Below are 21,531 nucleotides of genomic sequence, written 5' to 3' on the forward strand. Positions count from 1 at the left end.
ATGTCTCCTTTGTAAACAATCTTATCTTTACTATTATAGTACAACATGTGCTCCATGTCAGTACTCTCTTGTAAATTTTTTCAATCAGAAAAGGTATATTTCTATGAAAGCATTAGTACTCTCTAGCGGCGGTGTTGATTCTACCACCTGCCTTGCTATGGCCATCGATTCTCTAGGTCATGAAAACGTGAGTGCCCTATCCATTTGGTACGGCCAAAAACACAAAAAAGAGTTGGATTCTGCAAAGGCCATTGCCGACTATTACAAAGTTCCTCATTACGAGTTAGACCTAACGCAAGTTATGTCCTATTCCAACTCTTCTCTACTATCTTCCTCTAGTAAAAGTATCGACCATCGTTCGTATGGGGAACAAATTGCAGAGAGTGGTTCCGTATCCACCTATGTCCCCTTCCGCAACGGCCTGATTTTATCTATGGCTGCCAGTATGGCTCTTAGCTTGTATCCAGACGATGAAGTAGCCATTTACATCGGAGCTCATGCTGATGATGCAACAGGTAATGCGTACCCTGATTGTAGACCTGACTTTAATCACCACATGAATGAAGCTATTTACATCGGGTCTTACAATAAAGTTCATCTAGTAGCACCTCTGAACACAATGAATAAAACAGAAGTGGTACAAGAAGGATTACGTTTACAAGTTCCCTATCATCTTACCTGGTCCTGCTATGAAGGTGGTCATGAACCATGTCATACCTGTGGCACCTGCCGCGACCGGGAGCAAGCATTTCTTGCTAACGGTGTAGAAGATCCCCTATTGCATGGAGCATCTAGTAACTAGCAATATATTGCTATCAAATTCATTACAGCAAAAAAGCTATTCATTCCTATTTGGAATGAATAGCTTTTATTCTTCTTTGATGACTTCAATGACTTGGCTAGAATTAGCATCAATCGTAACTAGCATCGTTTCACCATGCACATCTAAGGCTAGATGATACCGAGCAACATAGCCTTGTGTTTCTAGGCTCCACCGCAATAACTGTGCGCCGTCCCCTAACATCGCCATAGCCACTCTCCTCGCTTCATCAGGAGTAATAATATCCCCTAAATCAATGCTAGCAGACTCGGCCGACGTCTCAGTCTTTTGCTCCACCGCTGAACTAATCACTTGTCCTGTCATAGCATCAATCATAACACTATGGCCGGCTTCTGATGAAACACCTGCTACTTCATAGCTTTTCCGCCCATTTTGTTCGTCAAATGTAATCCCTCTAATTTGTGCTGTTGGATATTGTTGCTTATACAGATTTACAGCACCTTTCATATCTACCAGAAGTGGATCTCCTGTATTTTCAGTTGTATCACCTTCTGTAGGTACTATCTTCATCTCTGGTACAGGAACTTTCTTAATCGTTACTGGCCCATTATCTGTAGAAACCACATTTGTAGATGTAGTCATAGAATCTTTCGTCGCACTACACCAATACCACGAGCCAACGCCCATACATCCTAGGGCACAAATACACAGGATACCTATGATTTGTTTACGCGTCATATTGATTTCCTTTATCTCTTTATATACAGATATATCTAATAATTTAGTTATAGTATACACTACAATTATGAAAGTTTTATGAATGTAGACTATACTTTCAGAATATACCGTAAAATTCCATGACTAATTTCATAAAGCAGTACCATTGGTCCTGCGATCATCGTCTGCGATAACATATCTGGGGTCGGTGAAATAGCACCCCCAACGATAAAGGCCAATAAAATAAATATTTTACGAAACTTCCTCACTCGCTGTGACGACAGAATCCCTAATGCACCTAATGCAACAATAATCAGGGGCAATTCAAAAGTAATCCCAAAAGGAATGATGAATCCCACAACGAAATCAATATACTGTCCAATCGAGAATAATGGTTGCAACCCATCTGTTCCAAAGCCGATGAAGAATTCTATGGCTGTAGGCAACACTAGGTAGTATGAAAATAGAACCCCGATGATGAATAGAGAAATCGCCGAAGGTACAATAAGGAAGGTTACCTTTTTTTCACCTTTTGACAAGGCGGGAATAATAAAAGCCCAAATCTGATAGAACCAAACTGGACTCGATACAATTAATCCAGAGATAATGGAAATCTTCATGTATGTAAAAAAGGCTTCCGTTGGTTTTGTATAATACAATTTTCCTGCAGGGGCGATGAGTATTTGTATAATATCATCTACATAATAGTACGATACGACAGTCCCTATGATCATCGCTACTAAGGCTACGATAATGCGCCCACGAAGCTCCCCTAAATGATCAATGAGCGACATAGATCCTACCTCATCCATTAACTTTTGTTCTGTCTCAGTATAGGTGTCCTCTTGCAACAAGGCGTCTTGCTCTTTCTGTTGTTGAGCAAGACGCTTCTTTTGTGCAATCACACTATTTAAGGATGGTCGTTTCGCCGTCATCTCGAAGTCTTTTACTTGAAATGCTTTCATAGTTATACCTTACGTGTGGCTAATTTATCAAGAATTTTTTGTAAAATATCTTTACCCTTAAATGACGGTAATTGTTCCAAAGCTGCTTCTGATTGTTTTCGATATGCAGCCTCTAGCTGCAATGCACGATCGACACCGCCTTCAGCTAGTACATATTCTAACAACGCTTTTGTATCAGCACCGTCTCGGATTTCTTGAATCATACCTTCTAAGTGAGTTCTATTCTCCTCACTCACAATGGATAATAGAGGGTATGTCAAGATGCCTTCTTTTACATCCTTACCTACTGGTTTACCTGTCGTTGCTGTTTGTTCACGATAATCCATGACATCATCTGTAATTTGGAAAGCCATCCCAAGGCCATGACCATAGGTGCGCAATAATTGAATATGCTCCTCTGACCAACCACCTAGAATACCACCAAGTGCTAAACAACCTTCTATGAAGTCTGCTGTTTTCTTTTGTGTTTTCAACAAGTAGCGATCCGTGCCTTGATCTAATCGGTACACATCTTCCATTTGCATAAATTCGCCTTCTACCAAGGCAGAAATAATATCAGAAAAAATAGTTAAGCAAGGAATAGAACCGATTTCAGCAACAATACCAAAGGCTTTAGCAAATAAGTAGTCACCACTTAGAATGGCCACTTTATTACCCTTTGTACAATGGATAGAAGTAACACCTCGTCGCACTTCTGCTTGATCGAGGACATCATCATGAATTAAAGTTGCTAAGTGCAACATTTCAACTGCTGCGGCTATGCGGATTCGATCTTCTTTGCGAGAATCTCCCGTAAGAGCGATCAACAAGCATAGTTGGGCACGCAAGCGTTTGCCACCCCCTGCAGACAGAGGGCGTATGAGTGCATTAAAATCTTCCGCACCGGTTTGTAAAGCACTACGCAAATATTCCTCGACCCCTTCTAGGTCTTTAGAAACGCGTAATTTCATTTGTGCATCTGTGAGAATACTCATGCCTCTTCCCCCAATAATACTGCATTAATACGAGTTAATAAACGATCTCGACCTGTATGTTTTAAAGAGCTATACAGAATCGGTGGATATCCCGTAGGGTATCGCTCTTCTATCAGGCGTAATTGCTTTTGACGTTCGTTCATCTTTAACTTGTCAGCTTTTGTGACTACAATTTGCAAAGGCACTCCATGAGACTGTAGCCAATCAAAGGCTTCTTTATCGATGGGAAGTTCTGGATGACGACCATCAATCAACAAGCACAATAGCATCATTCGTTCGCTTTGCAAAATATAGTTCGCTATGAAAGAGGACCAAATATTTGTATTCGATCCCCCTGTCTTCGCATAGCCATAACCTGGTAAATCCACCAAGAACCAATCAAAACGACGTTCCATATCATCTGGCAAGTCTTCTTTAGATTCAATCGTAAAGAAATTGATGGTTTTAGTTTTGCCCGGAGTTCCACTAACTAACGCTAAACCTCGATGATTACACAAGGAGTTAATCAACGAAGATTTACCTACATTAGAACGACCTAGAAAAGCAATCTCAATGGTATCTCCTTCAGGATATTGGTCAGGTTTTACTGCAGATGCTGTATAGGATGCCGCAATAATACGAGGACCTGTAAATACTTCTTTTCTTGTATATACCGGCTTTGGATGCCGATGAGCTACTGCTTTCTTTTTCATACAAGCGCCTTTTCTAATACTTCTTCCATCGTTTTGACTGGCGTAATGAGTAAGCCTTCTTTCACAATATCTGGCAATTCTTGAATATCCTTTTTATTACCTTCTGGAATCAAGACTTCTTTCACACCATAGCGAAGAGCTGCTAATAATTTTTCTTTCAATCCACCAATTGGCAAGACACGTCCACGCAATGTGATCTCACCTGTCATGGCAATATCAGATCGAACTTGTTTACCTGTTAAGGCAGACACCATAGCCAATGTCATCGTAATGCCCGCCGATGGGCCATCCTTAGGCGTCGCTCCTTCTGGCAAGTGTACATGGATATCTAACTCTTTGTGGAAGTTCTCCGGTAATTCTAATGCTTCTTGGTTATGGCGGATGTAGGACATCGCTGCTTGACCAGATTCTTGCATCACTTTACCCAAACTGCCTGTCAAATTCAATTTACCTGTGCCCTTCATCGTTGTTGCTTCACACGGCAATACAACACCGCCAACAGAGGTCCATGCCAAACCATATACGAAACCTACTTGCGCAGTTTCTTCTCGTTCTTCTTCTACGAAACGAGGGGTGCCCAAATAGTCCTCTATATTGTCTATCGTTACAGTCGGAACTGTTTCACCTTCTGTTACTACTGCATAGGCTAATTTACGACAGATTTTAGCAATTGTCTTTTCTAATGTTCGTACGCCCGCCTCTTTGGTATACTCGGAAATCACTCGTTGTAATACCTCATCTGAAAGTACTACATCATGGTCTCCTAGGCCATTTTTTTCAATTTGCTTAGGCACTAAATATCGTTTCGCAATTTCTAATTTTTCTTCTTCTGTATAGCTGCTAAGCTCGATAATTTCCATACGATCTAGTAAAGGTCCAGGAATATGGCTCGCTACATTCGCTGTAGTAATCCAGAATACATCAGAGAAGTCAAAGGGAATTTCAATGTAGTGATCGCTGAATGTACTATTTTGTTCAGGATCAAGTACTTCCAATAACGCTGAGGATGGATCCCCTTTATAATCAGAGGCTAGCTTATCAATTTCATCCAACAAGAACACAGGATTACGAGTACCCGCATTTTTTAATCCTTGAATCATGCGACCTGGTAAAGCACCAACATAGGTACGACGATGACCACGAATCTCTGCTTCGTCACGAACCCCACCTAAGGAGGCACGGATAAATTTACGATTCATCGCTTTCGCTATAGAGCTTGCCAAGGATGTTTTACCAACCCCTGGTGGTCCCACTAAACATAAGATAGAACCACTCTGTTTACCAGATAACTTACGAACTGCTAAAAATTCGAGAATACGCTTTTTAATTTTTTCCAATCCATAATGATCCCCATCTAACACATCGCTAGCTTCTTTCAATTCTAAGCGATCATCAGATAAAGTTGTCCATGGCAATTGTAACAACCAATCGATATAATTGCGAAGAATATTGGACTCCGGCATCATTTGTGGCATGCGACTATAGCGCGTAATTTCCTTGTCGATACGAGTGTGAATCTCTTCTGGCAATCCAAGGGCTTCCAATTGCTCACGCAGCTCATTCGCCTCTTGGTCTGGATCCATCTTATCACCTAGTTCATCATGGATAATACGGATTTTTTCACGCAAGAAATATTCTTTCTGTGCTTTTTCCATTTGTTGACGAACTTGGTTATTAATAGAGTTCTCTATATCATTAATTTGTAATTCTGTATTTAAAATGCCTACGACCATATTCAATCGACGACTGACTGAAAGCTCATCTAGAATACTTTGGCGTACTTTTGTATTGATTGGCAATACAAAAGCAATTTGGTCAGCTAATTCACTAGCATCTTCACTATTCATTACTTGGTCGATGCCTTCATCATTCGTAGGCTTTACAACCTCTACCCATTGGGCAAATTTAGATTGTAAAATACGACGGTATGCTTCTTCTTCCATTGGCTCATCTTGTACAGCATTCAGAGGCGTTACCTCCGCCACATAATATGGGTCCGTAGATGTAATGGCATCTAACTGAATACGAGTGACGCCTTCTACTAAAATACGTACCACACCGCCTGGTAAGCGAAGCATTTGATTTATTTTAACTATTGTTCCCACTTGTCCTAATTCAGACAAGGTAGGAGTTTCGATATTTTCATCTTTTTGGGTAGCTACTGCTAAATATTGATCGCCATCCATAGCCGCTTTCACAGCTTGTACAGAAGCTGTACGTCCAATATCCAACTGTGTAACTACTTTGGGAAATACGACCATTCCACGAAGGGGAACCATCGGTAATGTCATAGGTTTAGTTTCCATTGAACCTCCCAGTACTATATTATAAAAAGAAACTCATTCCCCTTTGAAATGAGTTTCTTTGCCTTTACTATCTGATTGCGTCAGGTGGACTCATTTATTGAGTATTGGCTCTTCTTCGCCACGAACCGCTTTATCTGTTACGATGCACTCTTTTACATCTTTCATAGACGGCACTTCGTACATCACACGTTTCATAACTTTTTCGATAATGGCCCGCAAACCACGTGCTCCTGTATTGCGTTCTAAAGCTTCCTTCGCAATTTCATGGAGGGCAGCAGATTCAAAGACTAATTTTACATCATCCAAAGATAGCATTTTTTCGTATTGTTTCGTCAATGCATTTCTAGGTTCTGTCAAAATTTTAATTAATGCCTCTTCATCAAGTGGGCTGAGCGTAACCATCACTGGCAATCGTCCAATAAATTCAGGAATTAACCCGAATTTTTGTAAATCTTCTGGCACAACTTCTTTCAGAATCGAAGCAATATTCTTCTCTTCTTTTTTTTGAATATCTGCACCAAAACCTAATGTTTTTGTAGCTGTTCGTTTTGTGATGACTTTATCCATACCATCAAACGCACCACCACAAATAAATAAAATATTCGTTGTATCTAAATGTAACATCTCTTGGTTAGGATGTTTTCTGCCACCTTGTGGAGGAACAGATGCTACTGTACCTTCAAGGATTTTTAACAAGGCTTGTTGTACACCTTCACCAGATACATCACGAGTGATGGACGGATTTTCTGACTTACGAGCGATTTTATCAATTTCATCAATATAGATAATACCGCGCTGCGCCAATTCCAAATCATAGTCTGCAGATTGGATAAGTTTCAAGAGAATATTTTCTACATCTTCCCCTACATAACCAGCTTCTGTCAAACTAGTAGCATCCGCCATGGCAAATGGTACTTGTAACATTTTAGCCAATGTTTGAGCCAGTAATGTTTTACCACTACCTGTGGGCCCAATAAATAAGACATTGGATTTTTGCAGTTCTACATCGTCCACAACATTATCATGTTGCAATCGTTTGTAGTGGTTATACACTGCAACAGCTAAGGAAATTTTAGCATCATCTTGACCAATGACGTATTGATCTAAATGGGCTTTGATTTCTTTAGGCGTTGGTATATCTTGTAGATCAAATGTATCTGGTAACTCTTCCACTTTGTCTTCATTGACAATATGTTGACATACATCAATACATTCATTGCAGATGAATACATTAGGGCCTGCTACCAATTTATCTACTTCATTTTCTGTTCTACCACAAAAATTACAACGTCTTTCTTTATCATCTTTACTCAAACTCGTGCCTCCTTATTTGCTTGCTTGGGCTGGTCGAGTCAACACTTCATCAATCAACCCATAGTGTTTTGCATCCTGTGCAGACATAAAGTTATCTCTGTCTGTATCTTGGGCAATTACCTCAATAGGTTGACCTGTATGATGAGCCAACACGCCATTCAATTCTTCTCGCAAACGCAATATTTCACGTGCGTGAATTTCAATTTCAGAAGCTTGTCCTTGAACACCACCCAATGGTTGGTGAATCATAATACGAGAATGTGGTAATGCATATCGTTTGCCTGCAGCGCCTGCTGTGAGCAATAAAGATCCCATACTAGCTGCTGAACCTACACAAATAGTAGATACATCAGGCTTGATGTACTGCATCGTATCATAAATAGCCATACCTGCTGTCACAACACCACCTGGACTATTAATGTATAAATGGATATCTTTATCTGGATCTTCAGACTCCAAGAATAGTAATTGCGCTACAATACTATTGGCAACGGTATCATCGATAGGACCACTTAATAAAATGATCCTATCTTTTAATAAACGAGAATATATATCGTAGGATCGCTCACCACGACCGGTTTGTTCCACTACGATTGGCACATACATAGACATATTACACCTCTTATACATGCACCTCTATTAGCGATTATTCCGCTTTTTCAGCACCTTTAGCATTCTCGATAATCAAACGAGCTGCTTTTTTACGAGCTACGGAACTTGCTAACATAGATACACGACCTTCTTTTACAATGATATCGTATACTTCTTTAGGATCAGCACCAAATTGTTGGGACATAGCAAAGATTTCGTAGTTCATGTCTTCTGGAGTTACTTGAACTTCTTCTGCTTTTGCAATTTCGTCTAATACTAAATCAGCACGTACATTTTCAACTGCTGCTGCTTTATTTTCTTCGCGCAATTCTTCGATTGTTTTATTAGAGAATTTTAAGTAATCTTCTAATTTCAATCCACGACCTTCAAGGTTCATAGCTAATTCTTGAACCATTTGTTCAGCGCGATCTTCAATCATAACTTCTGGAATATCTACTGTTGCATTTTTAACTGCCAATTCTACTAATGCTGCATTGTAAGCATCGATAGCACGACGAGCTGCGTCATCTTCCATACGTTTACGAAGATCTGCAACAAATTCTTCTGCTGTGTTGTACGCAGGTTCAGTTTTGCCTTGACCTACAGATACGGAACGTACGAATTCATCAGTAATTTCTGGCAATTCTTTACGTTTAATATCGTGGATGTGGCATTCGAATTTTGCTTCTTTGCCAGCTAATTCTGCAACGAAATAATCTTCTGGGAAAGATACTGTTACAGTTACATCTTCACCAGCTTTGTGACCAGTTAATTGTTCTTCAAATCCAGGGATGAAGCTGCCAGAACCGATTTGTAATGGGTAGGATTTACCTTCGCCACCATCAAATGCTTCGCCATCAACGAAACCTTTGAAGTCGATTGTTGCAAAATCATCATTTTGTACAGTAGCGCCTTCTGGAGCTGCTACCATTTTAGCTTGTTGGTTACGGATATTGTTTAATTGCTCTTCTACTTGTTCATCAGTAATAGTAGCATCTTGTTTTTCTACTTCTAAACCTTTGTACTCACCCAAAGTTACTTCTGGTTGTTTTACCAATGTAGCTTTGAAGATCAAATCTTTACCTTCTTCGAATTGTTCGCGTTCGATTTCTGGTTCGCTTACAGGAATGATTTCGTTCTCACGAAGCGCTTGTGTGTAAGCACGACCTGCTAAAATTTCGAATGCTTCTTCAGCAATTGCTTCTTTGCCATAGTTCATTTCTAAAATTTTGCGAGGTGCTTTCCCTTTACGGAAACCTGGAATATTTACTTGGCCAGCAATGCGTTTCACTGCTTGCGTGAAGCCTTTATTTACTTCTTCCGCTGGAATTTCGATAGTAATAGATACTTTGTGTTGATCTACAGGATTTACTGTTGCTTTCATGAAAATATTTCCTCCTTAGGGCAAATGATACCCAAATTATAAGTTTTAATATTGCATTTTTAATATTATCACAAAGTAAGCAATAGTGCAATTATTTACACTATTTACCTTGTTCTTCAGCGATAAGTTTCATGATATCATGACGACTTACCATACCTACTAAATGATAGGCATCATCGACGACTGGTAAATTTTTCAAATGCTTCTCTACCATAGCACCTACCGTCACTTCTACTTCTGCATCTGCATAGGCTGTGATGACTTCCGTAGTCATAATTTCTTCTACTTTCGTAGCCACTAATTTTTTAAATTGTGCATCATATTCACCAATACCACCGTAATAGATATTAGCCCCTAAAATGTTAATGTAGTGCGGTGCATGAGGGCGTACTTTTTTATATAATAAATCACCTTCAGAAATAATACCGATTAACTTGTTGTTATCATCTACTACGGAAATGGCTGTTAAATTATGTTTCACCATCAATTTAGCAACTTCTGTCAATTGTTCCTCTTTGCCAACGGTAATTGGGTATTTGTTCATAATTTCTTGTAATATCATAGTATATCCCTCCTATTTCATATATACATATGCGGCAAATATAATTATCACTAGTACAGTCACTACTAATATAGCTGTCAAGCTTTTTCGATTACCTCCATCGCCGCCTTCTTCCATGCCTACATGGTTGCCTTCTTCATCATAGGTATGTCGGTATTGGCCTTCTAAGTCAGCATAATCCATTACATCCTCAACTTTCGCTTGTTGACGAAGTTCTTGCAACCGCTGTCTACGCTCTTCCACATCGTTCGCTACAGAATGGACTTGTACTTTCATTACATCTTCGCGCAATCCATCTAAACGAGGTACCATCAACTGCAATCGTTCTAGCAACAGTTTATTAATTTCTACGCATTTGCTCAGTACGGTCTGATGGAAAAATAACAGTTGCACTGTATCTGCTTCATCAGTATGTGCAGTTCCCGCTAGCACTTGCTTCGTATAAGCAATTTCTTGAGCCAACATATCTACAATGGTAGAAATATAATAATCTACATGATCAAAAATACGATTCAACTCAGCATTTTGCTCTAACAATTCATGTTTACGATGCCATACATACGCCTCAGAACCACCGGCACTTTCAATTTGCTTTACCATATTGGCCATATCAATATATGTATCCAGTACACTGCAAACAGTATGAGTCACATTACCATATTCTTTCAAAGCTTCATGCACTAAGGTTTGTCGCTCTTCTATATTTGGCAACAACCCCTTATCTTTAACTTCGACAAGCAATGCTTCATATCCTTGTATTTGTTCTTCTATTTCAGAACGAATCGCCAAGATGTCTTGCTTTCCGTCTACTAATTCTTCTTTATATTGAGATATAAATTGGACTCCCTCCAAAGGTAACTCTTGTGCATCTACTGATACATATGTAATTCCTTTTTCAATAGCGCCTTTCATATACGTCTCCTTCCTTACCAATGATATGGTTCATTTCGATTGATTTTACATGCTCTATATAATTGTTCCACTAGTACCAAGCGTACCATCTGGTGGGTGAAAGTCATTGGACTGATCGACAACTTCCATTGCGCTCGTTGGCGTAGTTCTTCTGACACCCCAAAGGCACCGCCTATGAAAAATACCATTTCACTATGACCTTGTACTTCTAATTCACTGATACGCTTTGCTAAGTCTTCTGAACTCATTTGTTTACCATATACATCTAAGAGAACAACAAATGACTGCGGTGTGCAGTATTTTAACAATCGTTGCCCTTCTTCATAGAGCGCTTTTTGTTTATCCGACTGACTCGGCTTGTCCCCTAATTTACTCTCAGGTAGCTCCGTAATCGTCACACCGCCATAGGGTTGTGTGCGTTTCACAAATTCTGCTACCCCTCCCCGTAAATAGGCTTCTTTTAATTTTCCAATACAATAGATAGAAAATTTCACGATACTACTCCTACTCTGTATTATATGGATACAATCTCTTTCGGATCTCCATGAAAGATGGAAAAGCCTTCTTCTCCTCTAGACTCTAATCGCTCTAACATCTGTGTAGCCATTAAATCCACAATAGGCAGAGCGTTATTATTTTCAGAACGATGGGCAAAAATAACTTTCATCCCCTTCGGTCGTCGCAAGGATTCCAAAGTTTTCATAGCCTCTTCATTACATAAATGGCCTTGACGACCGCCGACACGGCGTTTCAAATCAAATGGGTACGGGCCATATTTCAACATTTGCTCATCATAGTTTGCCTCTAAGACTAGCAAATTAGAGTCCTGTAGATGCTCATGCATCGTCTCACTAACCATCCCCGTATCTGTCATCAAAGCCGCCTTTGTACGTCCTGAGTAACAGGTGATTCCGATGGGGTCTACCGCATCATGACTAGTAGAAAATGGCTGTACCATTATATCTCCTAATGAGATTTCTCCCCCATCCAAGCAGGTAAAACAAGACATGGGCAAATTTTGTTTATCCCCTATTCGTCTCGCCGTATCTGCTTTTGTAAAAATTGGTAATCCCCATTGCTTAATCATCTGTGGTATACCCGCAATATGATCAGAATGTTCATGAGTCACCACAATGCCTTCTACCATATGCATGGGAATGTCTAAGGCTTGCAATGCTTTTGTAATTCTGCGACAACTAATACCTGCATCGATAATGAAAGCGCTCTTAGCACTTCGTATAATCGTGCAGTTTCCTTTACTTCCACTAGCAACAGCATGCACTTCTAATGATTCTTGGTCCAAGCTCATACTTCTCCTAGTTTCTTTCCAATACATCAATAAATGCTTTCATATTATCTATTAAATTAGGTCCACGGCGGAACATATCTCCTCCTACGAGGAACATCGTATCCTTTCCATATAGATCGATTAATTCTGGTAACCGTGCTTCTGTCACTCCACCGCCTGGTGACGGACAAGACGGCAGTATATTTCCTAAAGGTCGTCGATTCACTTCACAAATATGACGGCACACATCTGGTTCAAAGGTAAATCGTCCCCCATAGGATACGAAAATATTCATATCACCGCCGAATACTCGTGGCAATAGTCCCATCCACAATGTTGGTGAAATACCAGACGTCCCTGGCAATACGAAGCCCCCCATCATAGCAGGATGAACAATTAATGGCAAATTCAAAGAATCCTCGGTAGCCAATCGATGCAGCCATCCAAAGCCAATCAATGCAGGTGCCACCATCAGTGCTGTAGCGCCTGCTTCCTTTGCATAGTGCGCTCGCTCTAGTACATCAGTGCCATCCCCTGATACATTAGCTGCATACAGTGTATGATGCCCACTCTTGGCGTTTGCTTCTTGCACTGCATGGGCACAACGGGATACACGATCTTTAAAGGGGGAAAAGGGTTGATTCGTCAATCCATGGTCATCTTTAATGACATCAGCTCCCCCCATCGTATAGGCATAGCACATACGAGCTAACTCCTCATTCGGCGTTCCCATCGGCTTCACCACGGCTTGAATCATAGGGCGATGTGGTGTATGACATAATTGTCTAAGTCCGGACATACCGAATTTGGGACCCTTAAACACATCTAACAAACTAGGACTGAACTCAATATCTACGACCCAAATATGCGGTTGCAACGAAGAGTTACCAAAGACTACATTTAAAAACTGTGTCGCTTCAAACCCTGATGTGTCCACTGGATAGGCAATTTTCGCCAAAAAACAATCTTCTTTTTCTATTAACGAAAGTAATTGTCCCACCATATGACGGCGAGGGTCACTTTCACCTAACAATTCGTAAGGAAATTCAATCGTTTGTTCCACCTGTATGGACCAAGCCACTTGCTTTGCCTCTTCATAGGTAGGCACATACAACGCATAGGTCACAGAAAACGTTTCCATCAGTAACTCCTTTCCCTTCATTATAGCTGAATATATTATATTTTGTGATTGCTTATATAAAAGTTTGTCACAATCGATTATATTGCGACAAGCCTTGAAAAATCTAATATGAAGTTTCTCTACTCTTATAGTATGACATAAGTTCTTATGAAATGCTATGCCATACCTACAATTATACACTATATGCAATAAAAAAGAACCTCTCATTGACTAGGTTCTTTTCTTATAATATGGTACACTGTTACTATTATTAACACTATCATTCTATTAGGTGTTGTTACCATCTGTATGCACACTTCTGAGTGGCTATCCATATCAGTTGACACAACATCCTGACATTTGACATAGAGACACATGCATCATGTATCAGAAAGGATTATCTATGAACTGGAATACTTATCTTTCAAATATGACACAAACACTTCCCCCTTCAGGGATTCGTAAATTTTGGGAAAAAGCAATGGCTATGGACGATGTGATTTCTCTTTGCGTAGGCGAGCCAGATTACATTCCCCCTCAACCTGTTCTAGATGCACTAATAGCCAGCGTACAGCGAGGAGAAACAAACTACTCCCCTAATGCAGGTATCCTACCATTACGAGAGGCTATCAGTGATTGGTATAACCGTCGTTACCACGTATCCTATGGTACCGATGAAATTATACTCACCATCGGCGCTAGTGAAGCCATCGACTTATCCCTTAGGGCCTTGATCAACGAAGGAGATGAAGTCTTAATCCCGAATCCATCCTATGTAGCACACCAAGCAGAAGTCCACATGTGCGGTGGCAAAGCAGTACCTGTACCGACACATTTAGAAGATGGTTTTAAACTTCGTGTAGAAGAATTAGAGAAACTAGTGACACACAAAACGAAAGCAATATTAATGTGCTACCCAAGCAATCCTACGGGTGCCATCATGACCTATGAAGATCTATTGCCTATCGCAGAATTTGCCAAAGCCCATGACCTGATCATCATCTCTGATGAAATTTATTCGGAACTCACTTACCACAAAGACCATATATCTATGGCATCCTTGCCAGGCATGAAAGAACGCACTATCATCTTAAACGGTTTCTCCAAGTCCTATGCCATGACAGGTCTTCGCATTGGGTTCCTCTGCGCTCCGGCTCCATTCATTACAGCTTGCATTAAACTACATCAATACAGCATCGTCGCACCTGCTACACCAGTGCAACAGGCTGCCATCGTAGCGCTCAATGAATGTGATGACTCTGTTGTAGCCATGCGCCAAGACTATTTAGAACGTCGCGACATGATTGTCAAAGGATTCCAAGACATGGGCTTACCTATCGCCGTTCCAGAAGGTGCTTTCTATGTGTTCCCCGACATTTCTCAAACTGGTCTCTCTGATGAAAGCTTCTGCGAACAATTACTAGAGCAACAACATGTGGCCGTTGTACCGGGCTCTGCTTTCGGCACTTGCGGTGCTAACCGCATCCGTTGCTCCTATGCATCTTCTAAAGAAACCATCCAAGAGGCATTACAGAGAATCAAGATTTTCTTAACCGATTTACAAAAATAACATACTATATAAGCTACTAATATAACTCCTATACTGTTTATCATATTGCCAATATACAACTCAGTTACCTCTAGTTTTGTATGAATCGGCTTATACGCAAATATACAAATATAAAAGGGTTGTACCAACACTGCCTCTACGGCAGTTCGGTACAACCCTTTTAATATATCTCCAATATTCTATTCTATACGTTCACAGGATGTGGTCGTAATATACACAGAATTATGTTCTACTTCTAGGAATCCCCCTGGAAGCACAAACTCTTCACTGGTACCATTGTGATTAATGCGAATGGTTCCAGAAGCTAAAGCACTCACTAGCGGTGCATGGTGCGGCAGGATACCAAACTCTCCATCAAGAGCACGGCCCACTACCATCGTCGCTTCTCCAGAAAAAGCAGTCGTATCAGGAGTAATAATTGTTACATGCATGGTACTCATAGATTATTCTCCTTTCCCTAACATGTCCCTTCCTTTAGCAACAGCTTCATCGATAGTTCCCACCATGTAGAAAGCACTTTCCGGTAAATCATCATGTTTACCTTCTAGAATTTCACGGAAACCACGCAATGTTTCTTGCAATGGTACATATTTACCAGGACTGCCTGTAAATACTTCAGCTACGAAGAATGGTTGACTCAAGAAACGTTGAATCTTACGAGCACGAGCTACAGTTAATTTATCCGCTTCAGACAATTCTTCCATACCTAAGATAGCAATGATATCTTGTAAATCTTTGTATTTTTGAAGCACTTCTTGTACGCCACGAGCTACGGAATAATGTTCTTCCCCTAATACTAATGGGTCCAAGATACGGCTAGTAGAATCCAATGGATCTACAGCTGGGTAAATACCAAGTTCTGCAATGGAACGAGACAATACTGTAGTAGCATCCAAGTGAGCAAATGTCGCCGCTGGTGCTGGGTCAGTCAAGTCATCGGCTGGTACATAGACGGCTTGTACAGACGTAATGGAACCTTCTTTTGTAGATGTAATACGTTCTTGTAACGCCCCTACGTCATTCGCTAAAGTCGGTTGGTAACCAACGGCAGATGGCATACGACCTAACAAGGCAGATACTTCGGAACCAGCTTGGATGAAACGGAAAATATTATCTACGAATAGCAACACGTCTTGTTGCTGCACATCACGGAAATATTCCGCCATTGTCAAACCTGTTAAAGCTACGCGCATACGTGCTCCAGGCGGCTCATTCATCTGTCCATACACAAGCGCTGTTTTAGACAATACTCCAGACTCTTTCATTTCATTCCAAAGGTCATTACCTTCACGGGTACGTTCACCAACACCTGCGAATACGGAGTAACCGCCATGTTCTGTAGCAATGTTATGAATCAATTCCATGATCAAAACGGTTTTGCCTACACCGGCACCACCAAATAGACCAATTTTACCACCTTTTACGTATGGTGCAATTAAGTCTACAACTTTAATACCAGTTTCTAAAATATTAGTTTCTGGTGCTAATTCATCAAATTTAGGAGCTGGACGGTGAATTGGCCAATGTTCTGTGGCTTTCACCTCTGCTGGATCATGGTCTACTGTTTCACCAAGGACGTTAAAAATACGACCTAATACACCATCGCCAACAGGAACGGAAATAGCAGCACCCGTGTCCACAGCTTCCATGCCACGAGTTAAGCCATCTGTAGAACTCATGGCTACGCAACGAACAGTATCATCACCTAAATGTTGCATGACTTCTACAACAATCTTTGATGCTTCTTGGTCGTCGCTTTTGTTTATACTAATTGCATTGTAAATAGCAGGCAATTCACCTTTGGGAAAGACAACGTCTACCACCGGTCCAATAACCTGAACTACTTTACCTGTATTTGTACTCATATACGAGATACTCCTTTATCTATTATTGCAATGCATTTGCACCGCCTACGATCTCAGAAATTTCATTAGTAATACTTGCTTGACGCAACTTATTGTATTCTAAGTGCAAGGTACCAATCAGTTCACCTGCATTATCTGTTGCAGATGTCATGGCCGTCATACGAGCACCTAACTCACTAGCAGCACCATGTAGCAATGCCGTATACACAGTACTTTCCACATAGGCTGGCAATAGCTGTTCTAACACAGATGCTTGATCTGGGTAGAACAAGCTTTCACTCGGCTCTTCTGTATTTGATGCTAGTGAAAGAGGCAACAATCGCTCATGAGTCACTTCTTGCAATAAGGAGTTCACAAACTTAGTGTATACCAATACCACTTCGTCCACCTCTCCAGACAAGAACATTGCTTGTGCCTGTTCTACAATCTCTTGAGCATGGTGAAAGCCTGGCTTATCAGAAAAACCTTGCATATGAGACAAGATTGGATACTCATGGCCTGTGAAATATTCCGTTGGTTTTCGACCTACCGTGAATAGACCATAGGATTCCGATGACTGATCTTGTACCAGAGTTTGTACATATTTAATGATATTACTAGTATACGCACCAGCTAGGCCTTTATCGGCACCTACCACTACATAGGCTACCTTATTGACAGGACGAACCTCCAATAATGGCATCCCCCCTAACTCTTGCAAGGAGGTGATACTCTGATCGAGCATATGACGAAGGCGTTCTGTATAAGGTTCTGTACCTTTAGCTTTTTGTTGTGCACGACGTAGACGAGCAGACGCTACCATTTTCATAGCTTTTGTAATTTGTTGCGTATTAGTGACACTTTTTATACGCTTCCGTAAGTCTTGTGCACTACTCATAGATTACGCCTCCTCTGGTAATAAATCGTGAGTAGCACCAAAGAGATCGATACATTCTAAAATCGCTGTTTTCAATGTTTGTTCTGTATCTTCTTCTAATTTCTTAGTGTCTCTAATAGATGCTAATATATTGGCATAATTTCCATGTACATATTGTAATAAGGCATCTTGGAATGCTGTTACATCATGCACAGCCAAGCGTTTAAAGTAGCCATTGATACCTGCATATAAACATACCACTTGTTCTTCTACTTTCAATGGAGAATATTGTGGTTGTTTCAACATTTCTGTTAAACGTTCACCACGATCCAATTGTGCCTTTGTAGATGCATCTAAATCGGAACCAAATTGCGCAAAGGCCGCTAATTCACGATATTGTGCCAATTCTAAACGCAATTTGCCGGCTACTTGCTTCATAGCCTTAATTTGTGCGCTACCACCTACACGAGATACGGATAAACCTACATCAACTGCTGGACGCACGCCAGAGTAGAACATATCTGTACCCAAGAAAATTTGTCCATCTGTGATGGAGATTACGTTCGTTGGGATGTATGCGGATACGTCACCTGCTTGTGTTTCAATGATTGGTAAGGCCGTAATAGAACCACCACCTAATTCATCCGATACTTTCGCAGAACGTTCCAATAAACGAGAATGTAAGTAGAACACGTCACCAGGATATGCTTCACGTCCTGGAGGGCGACGCAATAACAAACTCATAGCACGGTATGCAGCGGCTTGTTTCGTTAAATCATCATATACGCAAAGTACATGTTTACCTTGGTACATAAAATGCTCGCCCATAGCAACCCCAGAATATGGTGCTAAGTACTGCATAGGAGCCCCTTCAGAAGCACCCGCAGATACGACGATTGTGTATTCCATAGCTCCTGCTTCTTCTAATTTTTGCACTACACGAGCTACTGTAGATTCTTTTTGACCGATGGCTACGTAAATACAAATTACATCTTGCCCTTTTTGGTTCAAAATGGTATCGATAGCAATCGCTGTTTTACCAGTACCACGGTCACCGATGATCAACTCCCGTTGACCACGACCGATTGGCACCATCGCATCAATGGCTTTCAAACCAGTTTGCATTGGTTCAAATACAGATTTACGATCTGCAATCCCCGGTGCTGGATATTCAACAGGTCGATGTGTTTCTGCCACGATTTCGCCTTTTCCATCAATTGGTTGGCCAAGGGCATTCACAACACGCCCAATCAAGCCTTGTCCTACAGGAACCTGCATGATACGACCTGTACGGCGCACTTCATCGCCTTCTTTAATTAAGAAGTCATTACCTAATAGCACGGCCCCTACATTATCTTGTTCTAAGTTGAGCACCATACCATATACGCCATGAGGTAACTCTAATAATTCGCCAGCCATGGCTTTTTCAAGACCGTAGATATGCGCAATGCCATCCCCTACTTCGAGAACAGTCCCTACGTCATCTACGTTTAATTCCACATTATAGTCCTGAATCTGCTGTTTAATAATGGCAGTAATTTCTTCAGGCGTCATTTTCATAATTAACCATTCACCCCAATCTTATTGGTACTTGCTATGAGCAATGATTTTTTCAACTCTTCTAATCGTCTAGTCATACTTCCATCAATCCGAGTATCCCCTACCTGGATAATCATACCACCTAAGATAGATGCATCTACTCGCTCTTCAATAACGCAGTATTTACCAGTAATGGCTTTTAATTTGTCCAATACTTGTTGACGTGTTGCCTCTGAAAGCGGCTCTACTACGGTCACGATCGCTTCTAGAATACCTCGACTTTCACGAGATTTCTTAATATATGCGCGAGCCGTTTCCATAATATATGCACTACGGAGACGTTCTACCATAACATAGAGAAAGTTCATAATGAGAGGATGTAATTCACTACTGAAGATTTGTTCTAAAATCTTCTTTTTACCACATACCTCTAACATAGGATTGATTAAGATTTGACGTAACTCTTCGTGAGTGGAAAATATATCTTGCACATAGGAAAGGTCTGTATCGAATTGATCTAACAAACCTGATTCTTGTCCTAATTCAAATATAGCAGAGCTATATGTATCTGCAATTTTTTCTACACTCATCGTATCACGACCTTAACGTTGTACTATCAAGTTTTGCAATGGTATCCTCTACAAACGCTACATTATCAGCACTAGAGAAATCTTTTTTCACTAATTTTTCTGCTACTTGTACAGATAAGGTAATCACTTCTGCACGGATTTGTTGCATTGCTTTTTCACGTTCCCGTTCAATTTCTTGACGGGCCACTTCTTTTTCTTTGACTAATTGAGCTCGTAACTCTTTGATTTGTGCTTGTGACTCTGCTTCTGCTTGTTTTTGAGCAGCTTCCACAATCGCTTGTGCTTCTTTGCGAGCTAATTGCAATTGTGCTGCATAGTCAGCTTGTAATGTTTCTGCTTCTTCTTTTGCACGTTGCGCTTGTAACAAGTCATTTTCAATGCGTTGTTTCCGCTCTTCCATGATTTGTACTAAAGGCTTATAGGCAAACTTAGCTAAAATCAACACCAGCACAAAAAAGTTTAAAATCTGAGCTATGAGTGTGCCGTTTACTTCTACCAACGGTCATACCTCCTCTTGGCTAATGTGATTATTTAAGTAGATCTACCAATGGGTTTGCAAAGACTAATACAATAGCGATAACTGCTGCAATGATAGGAATAGATTCGATCAAACCAACAGAGATCAACATATTAGTTAATAATTTACCAGATTGTTCTGGTTGACGAGTCATACCTTCTAATGCTTTTGAAGATACCATACCATCACTCAAACTAGCGCCAATCGCTGCCAAACCAATTGCTAAACCTGCCGCAATTACAGATGCTACTAATACGTACGCTTTTGCCATTAATAATTCCATAATAAAATCCTCCTAGATTAATGTTCTTCTGCTACAGTCATTCCTAAATAAGATGTTACCAATGTAGCAAATATAAAGGCTTGAATAATGCCAACAACTAAACTAAAACCTAACCAAATTAATGGTACACCATATGGGGCTAAATTATATAATAATTCTAGCAATATCTCCCCTGCTAAAATATTACCAAACAAACGAAATGCTAAGGTAACTGGTTTCGCCACTTCCTCCATTATATTAATTACAATAAATGGAGCAAATGGTTTTAAATAATGTTTAAAATAGCCAGGGCCCTTAACTTTTACCCCCACAAACCAAACAATGATAGAGCTTGCCAAGGCTAACCCCAATGTCGTATTGATATCGTTCGTTGGAGATGCTAAAATATGCGGACTTGGAAGTAATCCCAATTCATTGCTAATTAAAATGAATAAGAAATACGTGAATAATACGGAACTCACTAACCCCCAATGTTTCCCTAAGCTCGGTTGCAACTGACCCGTTAAGGTTTCCAATAGGCTTTCCACCACATTTTGGACTCCTTTAGGCACCATTGATCGTCCTCGTGTGGCTAATAATGTGACTATAATAATAAATCCCATGACTAGCCACGTCATATATAAGGTATCCATATTAAAGGACAAGCCCATCCATTGGACTACATGATGATGCCCTGCATGTAACTCCATACACACACCTCCTTTC

23 protein-coding genes are annotated in these 21,531 nt (G+C 40.5%); 2 read left to right on the plus strand and 21 right to left on the minus strand.

The annotated features are described in order from the left end of the window. The first annotated feature begins 103 nt into the window (after nucleotides 1-103). A complete protein-coding gene (gene queC, locus EO122_RS06725; RefSeq protein WP_127009909.1) occupies nucleotides 104-802 on the plus strand; it encodes a 7-cyano-7-deazaguanine synthase QueC in 699 nt (232 codons plus the stop codon). A 66-nt stretch (nucleotides 803-868) separates the two neighbouring features. Here queC and EO122_RS06730 read toward each other — a convergent pair whose 3' ends face one another. The 13 genes from EO122_RS06730 to EO122_RS06790 all read right to left on the minus strand — a co-directional run bounded on the left by EO122_RS06730 (nucleotide 869) and on the right by EO122_RS06790 (nucleotide 13,627). Continuing rightward, entirely contained in the window at nucleotides 869-1,519 is a 651-nt protein-coding gene (locus EO122_RS06730) for a PepSY domain-containing protein (RefSeq protein WP_127009910.1), read from the minus strand. 89 nt (nucleotides 1,520-1,608) lie between these two features. Continuing rightward, nucleotides 1,609-2,463 (minus strand): twin-arginine translocase subunit TatC, encoded by an 855-nt coding sequence (gene tatC, locus EO122_RS06735; RefSeq protein ID WP_127009911.1) that lies wholly within the window; start codon nucleotides 2,461-2,463, stop codon nucleotides 1,609-1,611. A 2-nt stretch (nucleotides 2,464-2,465) separates the two neighbouring features. After that, nucleotides 2,466-3,437: a polyprenyl synthetase family protein gene (locus EO122_RS06740; RefSeq protein WP_127009912.1), complete on the minus strand. Its 972-nt coding sequence runs from the start codon at nucleotides 3,435-3,437 to the stop codon at nucleotides 2,466-2,468. Further along, nucleotides 3,434-4,129, minus strand: a complete 696-nt coding sequence (gene yihA / locus EO122_RS06745; protein ID WP_127009913.1) for a ribosome biogenesis GTP-binding protein YihA/YsxC — start codon at nucleotides 4,127-4,129, stop codon at nucleotides 3,434-3,436. The genes EO122_RS06740 and yihA overlap by 4 nt, the downstream gene beginning before the upstream one ends. Next, entirely contained in the window at nucleotides 4,126-6,435 is a 2,310-nt protein-coding gene (gene lon / locus EO122_RS06750; protein ID WP_127009914.1) for an endopeptidase La, read from the minus strand. Before lon ends, yihA begins: the two co-directional genes overlap by 4 nt. A 90-nt stretch (nucleotides 6,436-6,525) precedes the next feature. After that, a complete protein-coding gene (gene clpX / locus EO122_RS06755) occupies nucleotides 6,526-7,749 on the minus strand; it encodes an ATP-dependent Clp protease ATP-binding subunit ClpX (protein ID WP_127009915.1) in 1,224 nt (407 codons plus the stop codon). Between the two features lie 12 nt (nucleotides 7,750-7,761). Beyond that, nucleotides 7,762-8,355 carry an ATP-dependent Clp endopeptidase proteolytic subunit ClpP gene (clpP, locus tag EO122_RS06760; RefSeq protein ID WP_206168519.1) on the minus strand — a complete coding sequence of 198 codons (594 nt, stop codon included), beginning with the start codon at nucleotides 8,353-8,355 and terminating at the stop codon, nucleotides 7,762-7,764. A gap of 40 nt (nucleotides 8,356-8,395) precedes the next feature. Then, nucleotides 8,396-9,724: a trigger factor gene (tig, locus tag EO122_RS06765; protein ID WP_127009917.1), complete on the minus strand. Its 1,329-nt coding sequence runs from the start codon at nucleotides 9,722-9,724 to the stop codon at nucleotides 8,396-8,398. A 100-nt stretch (nucleotides 9,725-9,824) separates the two neighbouring features. Then, on the minus strand, nucleotides 9,825-10,286 hold the full coding sequence (locus EO122_RS06770) for a CBS domain-containing protein (protein WP_127009918.1): 462 nt from the start codon (nucleotides 10,284-10,286) through the stop codon (nucleotides 9,825-9,827). Nucleotides 10,287-10,298: 12 nt separating this feature from the next. Continuing rightward, nucleotides 10,299-11,198, minus strand: a complete 900-nt coding sequence (locus EO122_RS06775; RefSeq protein ID WP_127009919.1) for a hypothetical protein — start codon at nucleotides 11,196-11,198, stop codon at nucleotides 10,299-10,301. A 14-nt stretch (nucleotides 11,199-11,212) separates the two neighbouring features. Next, entirely contained in the window at nucleotides 11,213-11,692 is a 480-nt protein-coding gene (gene rlmH / locus EO122_RS06780) for a 23S rRNA (pseudouridine(1915)-N(3))-methyltransferase RlmH (protein WP_127009920.1), read from the minus strand. A 20-nt stretch (nucleotides 11,693-11,712) separates the two neighbouring features. Beyond that, complete coding sequence (locus EO122_RS06785) at nucleotides 11,713-12,507, minus strand: MBL fold metallo-hydrolase (protein WP_164725984.1); 795 nt, start codon at nucleotides 12,505-12,507, stop codon at nucleotides 11,713-11,715. Nucleotides 12,508-12,514: 7 nt separating this feature from the next. Continuing rightward, entirely contained in the window at nucleotides 12,515-13,627 is a 1,113-nt protein-coding gene (locus EO122_RS06790) for a RuBisCO large subunit C-terminal-like domain-containing protein (protein ID WP_127009922.1), read from the minus strand. A gap of 361 nt (nucleotides 13,628-13,988) precedes the next feature. On the opposite strand from EO122_RS06790, the gene EO122_RS06795 reads away from it, so the two are divergent. Then, a complete protein-coding gene (locus tag EO122_RS06795) occupies nucleotides 13,989-15,176 on the plus strand; it encodes a pyridoxal phosphate-dependent aminotransferase (RefSeq protein WP_371413194.1) in 1,188 nt (395 codons plus the stop codon). A 179-nt stretch (nucleotides 15,177-15,355) separates the two neighbouring features. Here the strand turns inward: EO122_RS06795 and atpC are convergent, their stop codons facing one another. Genes atpC through atpB form a run of 8 tightly spaced genes read right to left on the minus strand, consistent with a single transcriptional unit; the run spans nucleotide 15,356 to nucleotide 21,515 of the window. Then, nucleotides 15,356-15,616: an ATP synthase F1 subunit epsilon gene (gene atpC, locus EO122_RS06800; protein ID WP_127009923.1), complete on the minus strand. Its 261-nt coding sequence runs from the start codon at nucleotides 15,614-15,616 to the stop codon at nucleotides 15,356-15,358. 3 nt (nucleotides 15,617-15,619) lie between these two features. Continuing rightward, nucleotides 15,620-17,041, minus strand: a complete 1,422-nt coding sequence (gene atpD, locus EO122_RS06805) for a F0F1 ATP synthase subunit beta (RefSeq protein ID WP_127009924.1) — start codon at nucleotides 17,039-17,041, stop codon at nucleotides 15,620-15,622. Between the two features lie 22 nt (nucleotides 17,042-17,063). Continuing rightward, nucleotides 17,064-17,918 (minus strand): ATP synthase F1 subunit gamma, encoded by an 855-nt coding sequence (gene atpG, locus EO122_RS06810; protein WP_127009925.1) that lies wholly within the window; start codon nucleotides 17,916-17,918, stop codon nucleotides 17,064-17,066. A gap of 3 nt (nucleotides 17,919-17,921) precedes the next feature. Further along, on the minus strand, nucleotides 17,922-19,457 hold the full coding sequence (atpA, locus tag EO122_RS06815) for a F0F1 ATP synthase subunit alpha (RefSeq protein ID WP_127009926.1): 1,536 nt from the start codon (nucleotides 19,455-19,457) through the stop codon (nucleotides 17,922-17,924). A 2-nt stretch (nucleotides 19,458-19,459) separates the two neighbouring features. After that, the gene (gene atpH / locus EO122_RS06820; RefSeq protein ID WP_127009927.1) at nucleotides 19,460-20,026 is read right to left on the minus strand and encodes an ATP synthase F1 subunit delta; all 567 of its coding nucleotides are present in this window, start codon (nucleotides 20,024-20,026) and stop codon (nucleotides 19,460-19,462) included. Nucleotides 20,027-20,030: 4 nt separating this feature from the next. After that, nucleotides 20,031-20,525, minus strand: coding sequence for a F0F1 ATP synthase subunit B (atpF, locus tag EO122_RS06825; protein ID WP_127009928.1), 495 nt, complete (start codon nucleotides 20,523-20,525; stop codon nucleotides 20,031-20,033). A gap of 28 nt (nucleotides 20,526-20,553) precedes the next feature. Beyond that, a complete protein-coding gene (gene atpE / locus EO122_RS06830; protein WP_127009938.1) occupies nucleotides 20,554-20,814 on the minus strand; it encodes a F0F1 ATP synthase subunit C in 261 nt (86 codons plus the stop codon). Nucleotides 20,815-20,843: 29 nt separating this feature from the next. Beyond that, complete coding sequence (gene atpB / locus EO122_RS06835; protein WP_127009929.1) at nucleotides 20,844-21,515, minus strand: F0F1 ATP synthase subunit A; 672 nt, start codon at nucleotides 21,513-21,515, stop codon at nucleotides 20,844-20,846. Between the last annotated feature and the right edge of the window lie 16 nt (nucleotides 21,516-21,531).

The organism is Veillonella sp. CHU110 (assembly GCF_003992255.1).
Lineage (GTDB): Bacteria > Bacillota > Negativicutes > Veillonellales > Veillonellaceae > F0422.

Excerpts from the sequence above, each read along its gene's own strand:
- atpA (WP_127009926.1), bottom strand. The coding sequence starts at position 19,457 with ATGAAAATGACGCCTGAAGAAATTACTGCCATTATTAAACAGCAGATT.
- EO122_RS06790 (WP_127009922.1), bottom strand. The coding sequence starts at position 13,627 with ATGGAAACGTTTTCTGTGACCTATGCGTTGTATGTGCCTACCTATGAA.
- atpH (WP_127009927.1), bottom strand. The coding sequence starts at position 20,026 with ATGAGTGTAGAAAAAATTGCAGATACATATAGCTCTGCTATATTTGAA.
- clpP (WP_206168519.1), bottom strand. The coding sequence starts at position 8,355 with ATGTATGTGCCAATCGTAGTGGAACAAACCGGTCGTGGTGAGCGATCC.
- EO122_RS06795 (WP_371413194.1), top strand. The coding sequence starts at position 13,989 with ATGTATCAGAAAGGATTATCTATGAACTGGAATACTTATCTTTCAAAT.
- atpG (WP_127009925.1), bottom strand. The coding sequence starts at position 17,918 with ATGAGTAGTGCACAAGACTTACGGAAGCGTATAAAAAGTGTCACTAAT.
- EO122_RS06775 (WP_127009919.1), bottom strand. The coding sequence starts at position 11,198 with ATGAAAGGCGCTATTGAAAAAGGAATTACATATGTATCAGTAGATGCA.
- EO122_RS06785 (WP_164725984.1), bottom strand. The coding sequence starts at position 12,507 with ATGAGCTTGGACCAAGAATCATTAGAAGTGCATGCTGTTGCTAGTGGA.
- EO122_RS06770 (WP_127009918.1), bottom strand. The coding sequence starts at position 10,286 with ATGATATTACAAGAAATTATGAACAAATACCCAATTACCGTTGGCAAA.
- atpD (WP_127009924.1), bottom strand. The coding sequence starts at position 17,041 with ATGAGTACAAATACAGGTAAAGTAGTTCAGGTTATTGGACCGGTGGTA.
- tig (WP_127009917.1), bottom strand. The coding sequence starts at position 9,724 with ATGAAAGCAACAGTAAATCCTGTAGATCAACACAAAGTATCTATTACT.
- queC (WP_127009909.1), top strand. The coding sequence starts at position 104 with ATGAAAGCATTAGTACTCTCTAGCGGCGGTGTTGATTCTACCACCTGC.
- atpC (WP_127009923.1), bottom strand. The coding sequence starts at position 15,616 with ATGAGTACCATGCATGTAACAATTATTACTCCTGATACGACTGCTTTT.
- EO122_RS06740 (WP_127009912.1), bottom strand. The coding sequence starts at position 3,437 with ATGAGTATTCTCACAGATGCACAAATGAAATTACGCGTTTCTAAAGAC.
- EO122_RS06730 (WP_127009910.1), bottom strand. The coding sequence starts at position 1,519 with ATGACGCGTAAACAAATCATAGGTATCCTGTGTATTTGTGCCCTAGGA.
- yihA (WP_127009913.1), bottom strand. The coding sequence starts at position 4,129 with ATGAAAAAGAAAGCAGTAGCTCATCGGCATCCAAAGCCGGTATATACA.
- atpB (WP_127009929.1), bottom strand. The coding sequence starts at position 21,515 with ATGGAGTTACATGCAGGGCATCATCATGTAGTCCAATGGATGGGCTTG.
- tatC (WP_127009911.1), bottom strand. The coding sequence starts at position 2,463 with ATGAAAGCATTTCAAGTAAAAGACTTCGAGATGACGGCGAAACGACCA.
- lon (WP_127009914.1), bottom strand. The coding sequence starts at position 6,435 with ATGGAAACTAAACCTATGACATTACCGATGGTTCCCCTTCGTGGAATG.
- atpE (WP_127009938.1), bottom strand. The coding sequence starts at position 20,814 with ATGGCAAAAGCGTACGTATTAGTAGCATCTGTAATTGCGGCAGGTTTA.